The sequence below is a fragment of the Geodermatophilus sp. SYSU D00703 genome (assembly GCF_054050155.1).
In genome coordinates, this window is the sequence record NZ_JBJGYU010000002.1 from 183024 (window position 1) to 198568 (window position 15545).

Sequence of the window (15545 nt, forward strand, 5' to 3'; positions counted from 1 at the left end):
CGGGGCCCGCCGCGAGCTCACGAGCGGTGGGGCAGGAGGGTCCCCGTCTCAGCCCGGCAGGCGCACCGGCATGATCAGGTAGCGGTAACTCCCCGGCCGCTCGGCCGGGCGGGCCTCCCCCTCGTCGTCGGCCGCCGGCTCCTCGACGCCGGAGAGGACGGCGGGCTTGAGCGGGCTGGTGAAGTCCATCCGCGCCCGGGTGGTGTGCACCGAGGCCAGGCCGTCGAGCAGGAACGTCGGGTTGAAGCCGATGGTCAGCGGCTCCCCCTCGAACTCGACGTCGCAGCGCTCCTCGGCCTGCCCCTCGTCGTCGGTGCCGCCGGCGCGCAGGGTGACCTGACCCGGGGTGAACTCGCAGCGCAGCGGCGTGCCGCGCTCGGCGACCAGGGCCACGCGCTTGGCGGCGTCGGTGAACAACCCGACCGGCAGCGTCGCGTTGGCGTGCGACTCGTTGGGCATGATCGCCCGGTACTTGACGAACTCCGCGTCGAGCAGGCGGGTCGTGGTCTGCCGGTCCTTGCCCGACAGGCCGAGGATGCCCTCGCCGGAGCCGCCGGAGGAGAGCGAGATCGTGATCTCCGGGCCGCTGGTCAGCGTCCGGGCGGCGTCGGCCAGCGTGCGCGCGGGCACCAGCACCGCCGCCGACAGGCCCGGGGTCTCCGGCCGCCAGGCGAACTCGCGCACCGCCAGCCGGTAGCGGTCGGTCGCGGCGAGGGTGACCAGGTCGTCCTCGATCTCCAGCCGGACGCCGGTGAGCATCGGCAGCGTGTCGTCGCGGCCGGCGGCCACCGCCACCTGCCCGACCGCCTCGGCGAAGACGTCGCTGTCGACCACACCCGCCGACGACGGCATGGCCGGCAGGGACGGGTAGTCCTCCACCGGCAGCGTGGGCAGGCTGAACCGCGCGTTGCCGCAGGTGATCGACAGCCGCGGGCCCTCGGCGGTGATGTCGACCGGGTGCGGCGGCAGGGCGCGGGTGATCTCCGCCAGCAGCCGGCCCGGCACCAGCGTGCGACCGCTCTCGGTGGCCTGCACGTCGACCTCCGCCCGGGCGGAGACCTCGTAGTCGAAGCCGGAGACCGACAGCTGACTGCCGTCCACCTCCAGCAGGATCCCGGCCAGGACCGGCACCGACGGCCGGGGCGGCAGGCTGCGCGCCGTCCAGGCGACGGCATCGGCGAGCACCTCACGTGCCACCCGGAACTTCATGACCTGATCCACCCCAGCTTCCGTACTCCTCCTACTGCGGCCCTCATCGTGCCTTCTACCGGGGACAGAGGGGTAACCGCTGTCCCTCCGACGGACCGCTCCCGCCCCTCGAGCCGCAACTTCCCCACCCCGAATGTGGTTCGAGAATGCCTCGATCTATCTCCCTCATCTTCGTCATCACTGGTGTGGAACCTGGGGATCGAGGCCCTTTCCGCAGGTCAGCCCCGAAGTCGACATGTTGGCCCGCTGTGGGTGGGCGAGCGCCGGCTGTTGTCGACACGTGGACATCTCGACGGTCGTGCACACCGGTCGCCGTCCGTCCACGTCCTGTCCCCCGGTCCGTCCCGTCTCCGTCCCCACTCCGTACCCAGCCCCGGCGGCCGGGGCCGGCGACGGGACGGCCTCTCACCTGCGACGACGAGGGAAACTGCAGGTCAGCGAGCTGAGGGCGCGAATCACACGGCCTCGGGGATCCGGCCTCCGACTGCGCAGGTCGTGACCCCGTGTGAGCGGACGGCGTGAGATCTCCCCAGCCTGTGCACATTCCTGGGGACAACTCGTCGACGAGTCGACCGAGGTCACCGGTACGGGGGACCCGCAGGTCACCATTCCCGGGGGGACGACGCACACACGACGACCCACAGGTCTGTGGACAAGTCGCCCCACGGGGATGAGGAGTGGGGACGTGCCGTCCTGGCGGAGGGTGCGGGACGAGGCGGCGGGGACGTGGGCAGCGGCTCGGAGCCAGTGCAGGACGGCCGTTGGCAGCGGTGGCGTCCGGAGGACGACGACGACCCCGCGGTGCGGTCCGGAGGGCCGCAGCGTCACCGCGTCAGGACCGGGCGCGGCTCTTGATGCGGGCGGTGAGCTCGGTGACCTGGGTGTAGGTGGCCCGGCGCTCGCTCATCAGGTTGGTGATCTTCTTGACCGCGTGCATGACCGTGGTGTGGTCCTTGCCGCCGAAGGAGGCACCGATCCGCGGCAGGGACAGCTCGGTGAGCTCCCGGCACAGGTACATCGCGATCTGCCGGGCGTTGACCAGCGTGCGGCTGCGGTTGGAGCCCTGCAGCTCCTCCATCGTCACGGAGAAGTACTCGGCGGTGGCGGCCATGATGATCGCCGCGGTGATCTGCGGGCCCTGCTCGTCGCTGATCAGGTCCTTGAGCACCAGCTCGGCCAGCGGCAGGTCCACCTGCTGCTTGTTCAGCGACGCGAACGCGGTGACCCGGATGAGCGCGCCCTCGAGCTCGCGGATGTTGGTCTGCACCTTGCTGGCGATGAACTCCAGCACCGCGTCGGGTACCTGCAGCCGCTCGCCGTAGGCCTTCTTCCGCAGGATCGCGATGCGGGTCTCCAGGTCCGGCGCCTGGACGTCGGTGATCAGCCCCCACTCGAAGCGGGTGCGCAGCCGGTCCTCCAGCGTCGTCAGCTTCTTCGGCGCCCGGTCGGAGGTGATGACGATCTGCTTGCTGGCGTTGTGCAGCGTGTTGAAGGTGTGGAAGAACTCCTCCTGCGTCCGCTCGGCGCGCTCCAGGAACTGGATGTCGTCGATGAGCAGGAAGTCGATGTCCCGGTAGCGCCGGCGGAAGTCCTCGGCCCGACCGGAGTGCACCAGGTTGATGAACTCGTTGGTGAACTCCTCGGTGCTCACGTACCGCACCCGCACGTTGGGGAACATCCGCGCCGCGTAGTGGCCGATCGCGTGCAGCAGGTGGGTCTTGCCCAGCCCCGAGTCGCCGTAGATGAACAGCGGGTTGTAGGCGCGGGCCGGCGCCTCGGCCACCGCGACCGCCGCGGCGTGGGCGAACCGGTTGCTGTTGCCGATGACGAAACTGTCGAAGACGTACTTCGGGTTCAGGCTCGGGTCCTGGGTGCCGGTCGGCGCGCGCCGGTCACCGAACAGCGGGACCGCGTCCCCTCCGCGCGCGGCCGGGGTCCGGCTCTCCCCCCGGCGGCCGCGACCGGAGGGCGCCCCCGGCTCCTCCTCCGGTGCGCCGGTGTCCAGGTCGAAGGGCAGGACGGCGGCGCCGTCGTCGCCACCCCAGTCGCGCGGCGCGCGCCCGCCCCGGGCGGCCGCGCGGCGGGCCGGCGGACTCCAGTCGGTGGGCGCCCACTCCTCCTCGACGCCTCCGGCCGGGGGCTCGGCGACGGCCTGCCGTTCGGCGGCGTCGCGCTCCCAGGTCAGCGGCGAGGTGACGTCGGCGCGCACGCCGAACGCGCTGCGCCCGTCGTCGGCGCGGTCCCGGGTCTCGCGGTCCTCCTCGGCGCGGTGCGCCTCGACCGCCGCCCACGGACGCCGCGTCGGGACCTCCGGGCGCGGCGGCTCGGGCTCGGCCGGGCTGTCCTCCACCTGGACGGCGACCCGGATGTCGCGGCCCAGGTGCTCGGACAGCGCCTCGGCGAGCACGCGGCGCATCCGGGACTCGAGCACGGTCTGGGTGAACTCGTTCGGCGCCGACAGCACCGCGGTGTCCTCGAACACACCCACGGGGCGGGTGAGGTTCAGCATCGCGTTCTGCTGCGGGGACAGGCTCGTCGCCAGCCGCTCGCGGATCTGGTCCCAGACCGTCGCCAGGTCCACCGTGGCATCGGCCATGACCGTGTCCTCCCCAAGCCGTGTGTGCCTCGCCCCTCCCGGGACCGCCGCTGCCGGGGTCCGTCGTCCCCCGGTCAGTCCCCCGCTGTGGACATCCGGACACACTCTGTCCACACCAGTGTCCACAGGCTGTGCACGACCGGCGACACACAGGCCCGACACCCGATCGGGTGAACGGGGCAGAGGCGTCATCGCTGGTCGGGAGGTCGTTCTGGGGGTGGTTCGGAGGGCGGGGTGGTCGGTCGACCGAGCGGGGCGGCCCCTGCGCCGGACGCGGGTGTCCGGTGTGGAGCGACGGCGACGCTAACAGCCTCGTCCACAGCCCGGCAACGACGCCGCCGCGCGGAGCGCCCCCCGGTCCCGGCGCGTCGCTGCCCTCCGCGGCCGGTCCTGGTGGACCCTGGCCGATCGGCGTCCGACCGGACCCTCCGGCGGGCACGGATCCTCGGCTATGCTGGCGGGAGTCTGTGGACGGGGAGCCGGTACCGCCGAGTTCCACCCGTCCCTCCGCGCGTGCCCGCCCACCGGTGGGTGCGCACCGTCGACGTCGTGTAGTGGGAGTACCTCGTGAGCAAGCGCACGTTCCAGCCGAACAACCGCCGCCGGTCCAAGACCCACGGCTTCCGGCTGCGGATGCGCACCCGCGCGGGCCGGGCGATCATCGCCGGCCGTCGGCGCAAGGGGCGCGAGAAGCTCTCCGCCTGAGGTGCTGCCCGCGCAGGCACGCCTGCGCCGGCGTCCGGAGTTCACCGCGGTCGTCCGGTCCGGCAGGCGCGCCGGACGGCCGACCATGGTGCTCCACTACCTCCCCGAACGGCCCGTGACCCCGACCCCCGGCAACACCGGGAGGGACGGCGGTCCACGGGCCGGCTTCGTGGTCGGCAAGGCCGTGGGCAACTCCGTGGTCCGGCACCGTGTAACCCGGCGGCTGCGAGCGGTGGTCATGGACCAGCTGCACCGGCTCCCGCCGTCGGCCGACCTGGTCGTGCGCGCCCGGCCCGAGGCCGCGACCGCCACCTCGGCGGAGCTGGGCCGCGACCTGGCCGCGGGCCTGGACCGCGTGCTCGGTGTGCGGGCGCGCGCCTCGTGACCACCGCTCCGGGCATCGCCGATCCCGCCGCGCGCGGGCGGGTCGGGCGTGCGCTGCTGGCCGTGGTGGGCTTCTACCAGCGGGCGATCAGCCCGGCGCTGCCGCCGCGCTGCCGCTTCGCCCCGACCTGCAGCGCCTACGCCGCCGAGGCGATCGCGGTGCACGGCGCGGGCCGGGGATCCTGGCTGGCGCTGCGCCGTCTGCTCAAGTGCGCGCCCTGGCACCCCGGTGGCTTCGACCCGGTGCCGCCGCGCAGGACACCACCCGAGACCGACCGAGCTCACCCTCCGGCACCCCGCCGGGCCGCGCAGCAGGAGGCTGGCGTTGCTTGACTGGCTGTACACCGCCATCTCCTGGGTCATGGCCCAGTGGCACTCGCTGTGGGACTGGGTCCTCGGTGACCCGGCCGCCGGGACGGGCCTGTCCGGCCTGGCCTGGGCGCTGTCGATCGTCTTCCTGGTCGTCACCGTCCGGCTGATCCTGTTCCCGCTGTTCGTCAAGCAGGTCAAGTCGCAGCGGGCGATGCAGGACATCCAGCCGGAGATCCAGCGGCTGCGGAAGCAGTACGGCAGCGACAAGCAGGGCTTCAGCCAGGCGATGATGGCGCTGCAGAAGGAGCGCGGGGTCAACCCGCTGGCCGGCTGCCTGCCGATCCTGCCGCAGATCCCGGTCTTCCTCGCCCTCTTCCACGTGCTGCGCCGGCTGGCCCCCAATGCGCCCGGCCTCTACGGCTGGAGCGACGAGCTCACCGACGAGGCGGCGCGCGCGCCGTTCTTCGGGGCGCCCATCTCCTCCTCGTTCAACATGACCGGGGCCAAGGAGGAGGCGATCCTCGCGCTGCCGGGGGTCAGCTACACGAGCATCCGGATCGTCGCCTTCGTGCTCATCGTGATCATGTGCACGACGACGTACGTCACCCAGAAGCAGACGATGAAGCGCTCGGGCCCGGTGGAGGGCCAGGCCGCCACCGTGCAGAAGCTGCTGCTCTACGGCATGCCGATCAGCCTCTTCGTCACCGGCTTCTTCTTCCCCATCGGCGTCCTCCTCTACTGGTTCACCAACAACCTGTGGACGCTGGGGCAGCAGTTCTTCATCCTGCGCAAGATGCCCCCGCCCGGGTCCGCGGCCGCCAAGGCCAAGGCCGCGGCCGACAAGCCGGCGATCGACCCGAAGACCCTCGCGCCCAAGCCCGGCGCCAAGCCGGTCCGGCCCAAGCCCGGTCGCCCCGCGGCGCCCGAGTCGACCGTCGACGCGACCAACCCCACCGGCGACACCACCCCGGCTGGGGGCACCACCCCGGCCGGGGGCACCGGCCCAGCCGACGGCGTGCAGCCCCCGGGAGCCACCGCCGCCGGGTCGAACGGCCAGCCGCCGGGCGCCAAGGGCCCCGGCGGGAACCGGCCCCGCGGCGGTGGCGCGCGCGGCGGCAGCCAGGGCCCGGCCAACCGGGGGAAGCGCAAGCGCCGCTGACACCGCCGGCGTCCGCAGCGGACGCCCGCCGGCCATCGACCACCGGGGAATCCCGGACGCCCGCACCGACTGGGAGGAAACGCGATGAGCGCCCCGCAGCACCCCACCGACACGGCCGAGACCGCTGCCACGGCGGAGGCCACCTCCGGCGCCGTCCTCAGCCCCGTGCCCGACGCGGCCGGCGGACCGGCCCAGCCCGACCTGCCGGACCCGGACGCCGACGGCGCGGACGCGGTCGTCGAGCCCGCGGACGACGAGGACGTCGAGGGTGACGACGACGCCGAGGACGAGGACGGGGACGGCGAGGACGACCTGCTCGTCCGCGAGGGCGACGTGGCCGGCGACTACCTCGAGCGGCTGCTCGACATCCTGGACGTCGACGGCGACATCGACCTCGACGTCGAGGGCGACCGGGCCTCGGTCGCCATCGTCGGCGGCGACCTGCGCGACCTCGTCGGGTCGGACGGCTCGGTGCTGGAGGCCCTGCAGGAGCTGACCCGCCTGGCGGTGGCCCAGTCCACCGGGGTCCGCAGTCGGCTGATGCTCGACATCGGCGGCTACCGGGCCAAGCGCCGGGCCGACCTCACCTCGCTGGCGGCCGAAGCGGCCCGGCGGGTGGCGCAGAGCCGGCAGCCGGAGCGGCTGGTCGCGATGAACCCGTTCGAGCGCAAGGTCGTCCACGACGTCGTCGCCGGGATGTCCGGGGTGCGCAGCGAGTCGGAGGGCGAGGAGCCCAACCGCCGGGTCGTCGTCCTCCCCGACAGGTGAGCGAGCTTGCGAGCTCACCCCGAGAACACGGCAGTGCCGCGCGCGTGACCGACGAGCGCCGGCGAGGAGGTCACGCGTGCGGGCCGGTCACTCCCGACGCCGGAGCCCCTCCCGTCCCGCCGGCCCCACCGACCGCGCGCACCGTCTTCGGGGACGCGCTGCCCGACGCCGAGCGCTACGTCGCCCGGCTGGCCACCGACGGCGTCGTGCGCGGCCTGATCGGGCCGCGCGAGGTGGCCCGCCTGTGGGAACGGCACGTGCTCAACAGTGCGGCAGTGGCCGAGGCCGTTCCGGCGGGGGCCCGGGTGGTGGACGTCGGCAGCGGAGCCGGGCTGCCCGGGGTGCCACTGGCGCTCGCCCGGCCGGACATCGCCCTGACCCTCGTCGAGCCGATGGCCCGGCGGGTCGAGTTCCTGGAGGAGGTCGTCGCCGAGCTCGGCGTCCCGTGGCGGGTGGTCCGCGGCCGGGCCGAGGAGCGCTCGGTGCGGGCGGCCGTCGGCCCGGTCGACGTCGTCACCGCCCGGGCGGTCGCTGCGCTGCCCCGGCTGGTCGCCTGGTGCCGCGGCCTGATGCGGCCCGGCGCCCAGCTCGTCGCGCTCGTGGGCGCCCGCGCGGTCGAGGAGGTGCCGGGGCTGGTGCCCGAGCTCGAGTCCGCGGGGATGCGCGACGTCCACGTCCGGGCTGTCGGCGCAGAGCTCGGTGAGGCTGCCACTACCGTGGTGGTGATGACGCGTGGGGCACGGTGAGCCCTGTTCCACGTGGAACCCGTACCACTTCCCGAACCCGTTCCACGTGAAACGGCTCGGCAGGAAGGACCTGCGATGACCGACCCCGGCCAGCGGCTGCGCTCCAGTCTCGCCGCCGACCAGGCGGCCGGCGCCGGAGCGGACTTCGACAGCCCGATCGCGATGGAGGCACTGCGCGCCACCCGGGTGCTGCACGCGGCCAACCAGGAGCCGTTCCCCGTCCCGGGTCGGATCCGGGTCATCACCATCGCCAACCAGAAGGGTGGCGTCGGCAAGACCACCAGCGCGGTGAACCTCGGCGTGGCCCTGTCCCTCTACGGCCTGCGGACGCTGGTCATCGACCTGGACCCGCAGGGCAACACGAGCACCGCCCTCGGGGTCGAGCACACGGTGGGGACGCCGTCGGTCTACGACGCCCTGGTCAGTGACAGCTCGCTGTCGGAGGTCGTCCACCCGACGACGGCCAGCCCGCTGCTGCACTGCGTGCCGGCGACCATCGACCTGGCCGGCGCCGAGATCGAGCTGGTCTCCGTGGTGGCCCGCGAGTACCGGCTGCGCCGGGCGATCGAGGCCCACCTCCAGGCGCTCCCGCCCGAGCAGCGGCCGTGGTACGTGCTCATCGACTGCCCGCCGTCGTTGGGGCTGCTCACCCTCAACGCCCTCGTGGCCGGCGACGAGGTGCTCATCCCCATCCAGTGCGAGTACTACGCGCTGGAGGGGCTGGGCCAGCTGCTCAACAACATCGACCTGGTCCGCCAGCACCTCAACCCGAGCATCGCCGTCCGGACGATCCTGCTGACGATGTACGACGCCCGTACGAAGCTCGCCGACCAGGTGGCCGAGGAGGTCCGCAACCACTTCGGCGACCTGGTGCTCGACGCGGTCATCCCCCGCAACGTGCGGGTGTCGGAGGCGCCGGGGTACGGGCAGTCGGTGCTCACCTACGACCCCGGCTCGCGCGGCTCGACCAGCTACGTCGAGGCCGCCCGCGAGCTCGCCGAGCGGGGCGTGTCCCTGCCGCCGCTGGCCTCGCGGACGGGGCCGGGCACGACCGCCGCTCCCCCGCCGGTGACGTCCCTGGCCTTCCCCGACACCGACGCGGCCACCGTGCCCGTCCCCCCGTCCCCTGAGGAGCGAGCATGACCAAGCGTGGTGGCCTCGGCCGGGGGCTCGCGGCGCTGATCCCCACCGCCCCGCCGGTCGAGCAGCCGACGCTGCCGGAGACCGGGGACGGCGCGGAGCGGCCGGAGGGTGCCACCGCGCCGGCAGCACCGGTGGAGGCCCCGGCCCCTCCCCCGGTGCACCTGCTGCCCCCGGCGGCGGAGGCGGCCGCCTCGGTCGCCCGGCAGGTGGAGGAGGCCGCGGTTGGCGTCCCGGGCGCGCAGCTGCGGGAGGTCGCCGTCGGCGACGTCGTCCCCAACCCGAAGCAGCCCCGCCAGGTCTTCGACGACGAGGCGCTGGAGGAGCTCACCCACTCGGTGCGGGAGTTCGGCCTGCTGCAGCCGATCGTCGTGCGCGAGCGCGGCGAGGGCAGCTACGAGCTCATCATGGGCGAGCGGCGGCTGCGGGCCGCCCGCGCCGCCGAGCTCGACACCGTCCCGGCCATCGTCCGCGACACCACGGACGACGCCCTGCTGCGCGACGCCCTGCTGGAGAACATCCACCGCGTCCAGCTGAACCCGCTCGAGGAGGCGGCGGCCTACCAGCAGTTGCTGGAGGAGTTCGGCGCCACCCACGAGGAGCTGGCCCAGCGGATCGGCCGCAGCCGCTCGCAGGTCACGAACACCATCCGGCTGCTCAAGCTGCCGGTGAAGGTGCAGACCCGCGTCGCCGCCGGGGTCATCTCGGCCGGGCACGCCCGCGCGCTGCTCGGCCTGGCCGACGCCGATGCCCAGGACGCCCTCGCCACCCGGATCGTCGCCGAGGGGATGTCGGTCCGGGCCACCGAGGAGGCGGTCGCTCTCGCCGCCGCCGAGCAGCCCACCGCGAAGCGGCGCACGCGGCGGATCTCCGCCCCCGGCGTCGAGGACCTCGCCGGCCGGCTGTCGGACGCCTTCGAGACCAAGGTGAAGATCCAGATCGGCCGGGCCAAGGGCCGCATCGTCGTCGAGTTCGGCTCGGTCGACGACCTCCAGCGGATCATCAGCCAGATGGCCCCGGACATCACCGGTCGCCGATCCGAGGACTGACGAAGGACCCCCTGCCCTCCACCACTCGCAGGCTCGCGGCGGGACCCTGCAGGGGGCCGGGCGCCAAGCTCGGCCGACGAAGGCCGGGTTCCGTCACAGACGGAACCCGGCCTTCGTCGGCTCAGCGTTCGCTGGTCGCCCGGCGGGCCAGCAGCCGGGCGAGGACGTCGCCCAGCGAGTACCCGGCCGCCTCGACGGCCATCGGGAACATCGACGTCTCGGTGAGCCCCGGAGAGACGTTCACCTCGAGGAAGTGCACCTCGCCGTCCGGGCTGACGATCGCGTCGGTGCGGGAGAGGTCCCGCAGGCCGAGGACGCGGTGCACCTGGACGGCGAGTGCCGCCGCCTTCGCCGCCACCTCGTCGGGCACCCGCGCCGGGGAGTGGTACTCGGTGAGGCCCGGGGTGTAGCGGGAGGTGTAGTCGAACACGCCGGACTCCGGGGCGATCTCCACCGCCGGCAGCGCCTCGGGACCCTCGCCCAGGTCGACGACGGACAGCGCGAGCTCCACGCCCTCGACGAACCGCTCCACGAGCACGGTGTCGCCGTAGGCGAAGCAGCTGACCATCGCGGCGGGCAGCTCCTCGACCCGGCTGATCTTCTGGGCGCCCAGGGCGGACCCGCCGGAGGCCGGCTTAACCATGAGCGGCAGGCCGAGCCGGGCGACGATGAGGTCCAGGACGGCGCCGGCGCCCAGCTCCCGGAAGGTGCTGTGCGGCAGCGCGACCCAGTCCGGCGTCGTGACGCCCGCGGAGCGGACGACGGACTTGGCCGCCGGCTTGTCCCACGCCAGCCGGCAGGCGGCCGCCGGGGAGCCGACGTAGGGGACGCCGGCCAGGTCGAGGACGGCCCGCAGCGCGCCGTCCTCACCGGTGGCCCCGTGCAGCGCGATGAACACCGCGTCGGCCGGCGCGGCCGCCAAGCCGGGCAGCAGGTCGGCGTCGGCGTCGCGCACCTCGGCGTCGACGCCGGCGCGGGTGAGCTCCTCCCACACCTGGGTGCCCGAGGAGAGGCTGACCTCGCGCTCGAAGTTGAGCCCGCCGGCGAGGACGACGGCGCGCAGCGGGTGGTTCGGCGCGGCGGACTCGGCTGCGGCTGCGGGTGCGGTCTCCGTCATGAACGGTCCTCGTAACGGTCGCTGTTGGCGGGGCCGACGAACGGGTCGACGCCGGGGACCCGTGGCCCGCCCAGCGCCGTGAACGAGCCGGTGTCCACGCCGGAGAAGGTGGAGTGCAGGTCCAGCTCGGCCTCGACGACCCGGGCCAGCCGGCGCACCCCCTCCCGGATCTGGTCGGGCTCGGGGTAGCAGTAGGACAGCCGCATGTACTCCCGGCCCGAGCCGTCGGCGTAGAACCCGATGCCGGGCACGTAGGCCACGTGCGCGTTGACCGCGCGCGGCTGCATGAGCTTGGCGTCCAGGCCGTGCGGCAGCTTCAGCCACACGTAGAACCCGCCGTCCGGCTTCGTCCAGGTGGTGCCCGCGGGCATGAGCTGCTCGAGGGACTCCAGCGTGGCGTCCCGCCGCTCGCGGTAGAGCTCGACGAAGTGCTTGATCTGCTCGCGCCACGGCTGGGTGTCGAGGTACCGGGCGACGGCGTACTGCGTCAGCGAGGGCGGGCAGAGCACCTGCGCCTCGGTGGCCAGCACCAGCTTCTCCCGGACGGCGAGCGGGGCGAGCACCCAGCCGACCCGCAGGCCCGGCGAGAACGTCTTCGAGAACGAGCCGAGGTAGATGACGCGGCGGTCGTTGCGCGCGCGCAGCGCCCGCATCGGGTCGCGGTCGAAGCCGAGCAGGCCGTAGGGGTTGTCCTCGATGACCAGCAGGTCATAGCGCTCGGCGATGTCGATGACCGCCTGGCGGCGCGGCTCGGAGAGCGTGACCCCGGCCGGGTTGTGGTAGTTCGGCACGGTGTAGAGGAACTTCACCCGATCGCCGTTGGCCCGGCACTCGATGAGCGCCTGCTCCAGCGCCTCGGGGATCAGCCCGTCGTCGTCCATCGGGACGTGCCGGACCCGCGCCTCGGACGCCTCGAAGACGCCCAGCGCACCCACGTAGGACGGGCCCTCGGCGAGGACCACGTCGCCGGGGTCGCAGAACACGCGGGTGACCAGGTCCAGCCCCTGCTGGGAGCCCACGGTCACCACGACCTCGCTGGGCGAGGCGTCGGTGATGCCCTCCAGCGCCATGACGTCGCAGATCCGCTCCCGCAGCCGCGGGTCGCCCTGGCCGGAGCCGTACTGCAGCGTCTGCGCGCCCATCCCCGAGACGAGCTCGCCGATCATCGAGCCGACGGCGTCCAGCGGCAGTGCGGTGACCGCGGGCATCCCGCCGGCCAGCGACACGACCTCGGGCCGGCTGACGACGGAGAACAGCGCACGGATCTCGGAGGTCTTCATCCCGTGCGTCCGTGCTGCGTACCGGTCCGCCAGCGGGTCCAGCCGCGGGTGGCGCGGCGCCGGGTGGGGGTTCACACCGGGGCCCGGGGACGTACCGGGCGTGAGGGAGGCCACCTGTCGAGTGTAGGGAGCCCTCGAGCCGCCGCTGTCGGGGACACGGCGAGACGGACCATTCCCCCTGTCGTCCTCCGGACGACATCGCGGCCGAGTGCCGTCCCCTGCTGCGCTGAGCCCTTCCCGTCCCTCCTCGGGGAACCCTCCGGGTCCCCGCTCGTCAGGACGCCTCGCAGGGCGGCTCCCGTGTCTCCGCGGCTTGTTCACACCCGCCCGGGGAGCACGAAGGTGCCGGTGGGCGGGTCGGCCTCGGCGGGCAGGAACAGCCGCTGGACGGCGGCCACCACGGCGCTGGCGACGGTGCTGCGCAGCCGGGCGTCGAGCAGCAGCAGCCGGTCGACCGGGTGGGAGAGGTAGCCGCAGTCGATGCGCACCGCCGGCATCCGGGTCGTGCGCAGCAGGTCCCAGGTCTTGGGGTGCGTGCCCAGGTCGAGCATGCCCGTGCGCGCGACGATCTCCCGGCGGGCCAGGTTGGCGAACTGCTCGCCGACCGTGGACGACGCTCCCGACCCGGTGCCGTAGTGGTAGCTGGCGACCCCGCGGGCGTGCTCGGAGGGGTGCGCGTCGAGGTGCAGGGAGAGGAAGAGGTCGGCGCGGGCGTCGTTGGCGAAACCGGTCCGCTCGGCGTCGCTGGGGTTCTGCTCGCGGCCGCGGGTGAGGTACACGGTGGCGCCGGCGGCGGCAAGCTGCCCCTCGATCCGCGAGGCGAGGTCGAGCACCAGGTCCGCCTCGGTCGTCTCCCCCGAGGTGATGCCGGGATCGGTCCCACCGTGGCCGGGGTCGACGACGATCCGCCGCCCGATGAGGTGCGGACCGCTCTCCACGAAGCTCGCACTCTGCCGGAGCAGCTGGGGTCGGCCGCCGGTGACCTTGCGGCCCAGCTGGCGCAGCGCCCGGAGGGTGGCCGGCCCGCAGGTGCCGTCGGAGGTCAGGCCGTAGTCCCGCTGGAAGGCGCGCAGCCCCGCCTCGGTCTCGGCGCCGAACACGCCGTCCACCGCTCCGGCGTCGTAGCCGAGCTCGTGCAGCCGGTCCTGCAGGTTGGTGACGTCGTCGCCACGCATGGGCCGCTCGGGGTCGTGGTGCAGCAGCCGGTCGCCCAGGGACCAGCGGGCCTCGGACAGCGCCCGGTAGGTCTCCTCCCCCACCCGGCCGTCGACGGTGAGCCCGCGGACCTGCTGGAAGTGGCGGACGGCGAGCTCGGTGGAGGGGTCGTAGACCGCCTGCTCCAGCGGCTCCTCCTCGGCGCCCCCGTTGCCGGCGGGCAGCAGCCCCAGCGCGCGCAGGGCGGCGTGCACGTCGGCCACGGCGGGGCCGCGGTCCCCCGGCCCCAGGGGGTGCATGCGGCTGTCGGTTCCCATCGTGGGTCGATTGTGGTCCCCGCGCGCCGACCCGGCCCAGCCGGGGCGCACATCGGATGCGCGCGGCCTCCGAACGCGCGAGGGCCTCCCCGGCGTGCAGCCGGGGAGGCCCTGCTCAGTGGCCCCCTGCAGGGGCCCACCGCGAGCTGGCGAGCGGTGGGGGCAGGGGGTCCTCCCTCAGAGGTAGTCGGCGAGGTCGGAGAGGATCGCGCCCTTGGGCTTCGCCCCGATGATGCTCTTCACCGGCTTGCCGCCCTGGAAGACCGTCATCGTCGGGATCGACATGACCTGGTAGTCACGCGCGATCTGCGGGTTCTCGTCGATGTTGAGCTTGGCGATCGTCAGCTTGTCGCCGTGCTCCGCGGCGATCTCCTCGAGGACCGGAGCGACCATCTTGCACGGGCCGCACCACTCCGCCCAGAAGTCGACGAGCACGGGCTTGTCGCTGCCCAGCACGTCGTCGGCGAAGCTGGCGTCGGTGACCGTCTTGGTGTTGCCTGCCATGGTCGTTCTCCTCGTCTTTCATGGCTCGGAACTGGGCCCGGCAGGGACAACCGGCCCGATGCCTGGTCTATGCCCAGTCGGGGCGGCCCCCCTGCACGGGGCCTTCCTCAGCGCTCGTGGAACCTCTCGGCCAGGTAGCGCTCGGCGTCGATGGCCGCCGAGGCGCCGGTGCCGGCCGAGGTGATCGCCTGGCGGTAGATGTGGTCGACCACGTCACCGCAGGCGAAGACGCCGTCGATGTTCGTCCGGGTGGTCGGGTGCTCCACCTGGATGTAGCCCTCGTCGTCCAGCTTCAGCTGGCCGGCGAACAGCTCGCTGCGCGGGTCGTGGCCGATGGCGACGAACACGCCGGTGACGGGCACCTCCTCGGTGGCGCCGGTCTCGACGTCGGTGAGCTGGACGCCGGAGACGGTGTTCTCGCCGAGCACGTCGCTGACCGTCTTGCCCAGCTGCCAGCGGATCTTGTCGTTGTCCTGGGCGCGCTTCTGCATGATCTTGGAGGCGCGCAGCTCGTTGCGGCGGTGGACGACGGTCACGGTCTTGGCGAAGCGGGTGAGGAAGGTGGCTTCCTCCATCGCCGAGTCGCCGCCGCCGACCACGATGATGTCCTGGTCGCGGAAGAAGAAGCCGTCGCAGGTGGCGCAGGCCGAGACGCCGCGGCCGAGCAGCCGGGCCTCGTTGTCCAGGCCCAGGTACCGGTACTTCGACCCGGTCGCGACGATCACCGCGTGGGCGCGGTGCACCTCGTCACCGACCTTGACGATCTTCGGCTCGGCGGTGAGGTCGACCTCGGTGACGTCCCGGGCGACCAGCTCCGCGCCGAAGCGCTCGGCCTGGGTGCGCATGTCGTCCATGAGCTGGGGGCCCTGGATGCCCTCGGCGAAGCCGGGGAAGTTCTCCACCTCGGTGGTGGTCATCAGCGCGCCGCCGAACTGGGAGCCCTCGAACACCAGCGGGTGGAGGTTGGCGCGGGCGGCGTAGATGGCGGCGGTGTACCCCGCCGGCCCCGACCCGATGATGATCAGGTCGCGGATGCCGTCGTGCTCGGCCGGCGGGATCGCGGAGTTCCCCTCGGTGGTCACGGCGGGTCCTGGGGTCGGGTGG

15 protein-coding genes are annotated in these 15545 nt (G+C 73.5%); 8 read left to right on the plus strand and 7 right to left on the minus strand.

The annotated features are described in order from the left end of the window. Nucleotides 1–48 precede the first annotated feature (48 nt). Together dnaN and dnaA are read right to left on the minus strand one after the other, a co-directional pair. On the minus strand, nucleotides 49–1209 hold the full coding sequence (gene dnaN, locus ACI782_RS04385; RefSeq protein WP_456906475.1) for a DNA polymerase III subunit beta: 1161 nt from the start codon (nucleotides 1207–1209) through the stop codon (nucleotides 49–51). A gap of 832 nt (nucleotides 1210–2041) precedes the next feature. Next, nucleotides 2042–3805, minus strand: coding sequence for a chromosomal replication initiator protein DnaA (dnaA, locus tag ACI782_RS04390; protein WP_456906477.1), 1764 nt, complete (start codon nucleotides 3803–3805; stop codon nucleotides 2042–2044). Between the two features lie 567 nt (nucleotides 3806–4372). Here dnaA and rpmH point away from each other — a divergent pair. The 8 genes from rpmH (at nucleotide 4373) to ACI782_RS04430 (ending at nucleotide 10068) form a co-directional block, all read left to right on the plus strand. Then, entirely contained in the window at nucleotides 4373–4510 is a 138-nt protein-coding gene (gene rpmH / locus ACI782_RS04395) for a 50S ribosomal protein L34 (protein ID WP_089305879.1), read from the plus strand. Between the two features lies 1 nt (nucleotide 4511). Next, nucleotides 4512–4895: a ribonuclease P protein component gene (gene rnpA / locus ACI782_RS04400; RefSeq protein WP_456906479.1), complete on the plus strand. Its 384-nt coding sequence runs from the start codon at nucleotides 4512–4514 to the stop codon at nucleotides 4893–4895. After that, entirely contained in the window at nucleotides 4892–5227 is a 336-nt protein-coding gene (yidD, locus tag ACI782_RS04405) for a membrane protein insertion efficiency factor YidD (protein ID WP_456906481.1), read from the plus strand. The genes rnpA and yidD overlap by 4 nt, the downstream gene beginning before the upstream one ends. Then, entirely contained in the window at nucleotides 5220–6365 is a 1146-nt protein-coding gene (gene yidC / locus ACI782_RS04410; RefSeq protein ID WP_456906483.1) for a membrane protein insertase YidC, read from the plus strand. The genes yidD and yidC overlap by 8 nt, the downstream gene beginning before the upstream one ends. Before the next feature lie 84 nt (nucleotides 6366–6449). Continuing rightward, a complete protein-coding gene (locus tag ACI782_RS04415; protein ID WP_456906485.1) occupies nucleotides 6450–7133 on the plus strand; it encodes a Jag family protein in 684 nt (227 codons plus the stop codon). A gap of 44 nt (nucleotides 7134–7177) precedes the next feature. Continuing rightward, complete coding sequence (gene rsmG / locus ACI782_RS04420) at nucleotides 7178–7879, plus strand: 16S rRNA (guanine(527)-N(7))-methyltransferase RsmG (protein WP_456906487.1); 702 nt, start codon at nucleotides 7178–7180, stop codon at nucleotides 7877–7879. A 75-nt stretch (nucleotides 7880–7954) separates the two neighbouring features. Further along, nucleotides 7955–9022, plus strand: coding sequence for a ParA family protein (locus ACI782_RS04425; protein WP_456906489.1), 1068 nt, complete (start codon nucleotides 7955–7957; stop codon nucleotides 9020–9022). Beyond that, a complete protein-coding gene (locus tag ACI782_RS04430) occupies nucleotides 9019–10068 on the plus strand; it encodes a ParB/RepB/Spo0J family partition protein (protein ID WP_456906491.1) in 1050 nt (349 codons plus the stop codon). Before ACI782_RS04425 ends, ACI782_RS04430 begins: the two co-directional genes overlap by 4 nt. A gap of 121 nt (nucleotides 10069–10189) precedes the next feature. Here ACI782_RS04430 and ACI782_RS04435 read toward each other — a convergent pair whose 3' ends face one another. The 5 genes from ACI782_RS04435 to trxB all read right to left on the minus strand — a co-directional run bounded on the left by ACI782_RS04435 (nucleotide 10190) and on the right by trxB (nucleotide 15523). Next, the gene (locus tag ACI782_RS04435; protein WP_456906493.1) at nucleotides 10190–11185 is read right to left on the minus strand and encodes a D-alanine--D-alanine ligase family protein; all 996 of its coding nucleotides are present in this window, start codon (nucleotides 11183–11185) and stop codon (nucleotides 10190–10192) included. Beyond that, nucleotides 11182–12465 carry an aminotransferase-like domain-containing protein gene (locus ACI782_RS04440; RefSeq protein ID WP_456906495.1) on the minus strand — a complete coding sequence of 428 codons (1284 nt, stop codon included), beginning with the start codon at nucleotides 12463–12465 and terminating at the stop codon, nucleotides 11182–11184. The genes ACI782_RS04435 and ACI782_RS04440 overlap by 4 nt, the downstream gene beginning before the upstream one ends. 317 nt (nucleotides 12466–12782) lie before the next feature. Beyond that, nucleotides 12783–13937 carry an N-acetylmuramoyl-L-alanine amidase gene (locus ACI782_RS04445; RefSeq protein WP_456906497.1) on the minus strand — a complete coding sequence of 385 codons (1155 nt, stop codon included), beginning with the start codon at nucleotides 13935–13937 and terminating at the stop codon, nucleotides 12783–12785. A 177-nt stretch (nucleotides 13938–14114) separates the two neighbouring features. Next, nucleotides 14115–14441 carry a thioredoxin gene (trxA, locus tag ACI782_RS04450; protein ID WP_456906499.1) on the minus strand — a complete coding sequence of 109 codons (327 nt, stop codon included), beginning with the start codon at nucleotides 14439–14441 and terminating at the stop codon, nucleotides 14115–14117. A 107-nt stretch (nucleotides 14442–14548) separates the two neighbouring features. Beyond that, entirely contained in the window at nucleotides 14549–15523 is a 975-nt protein-coding gene (gene trxB / locus ACI782_RS04455; RefSeq protein WP_456906502.1) for a thioredoxin-disulfide reductase, read from the minus strand. Nucleotides 15524–15545 lie beyond the last annotated feature (22 nt).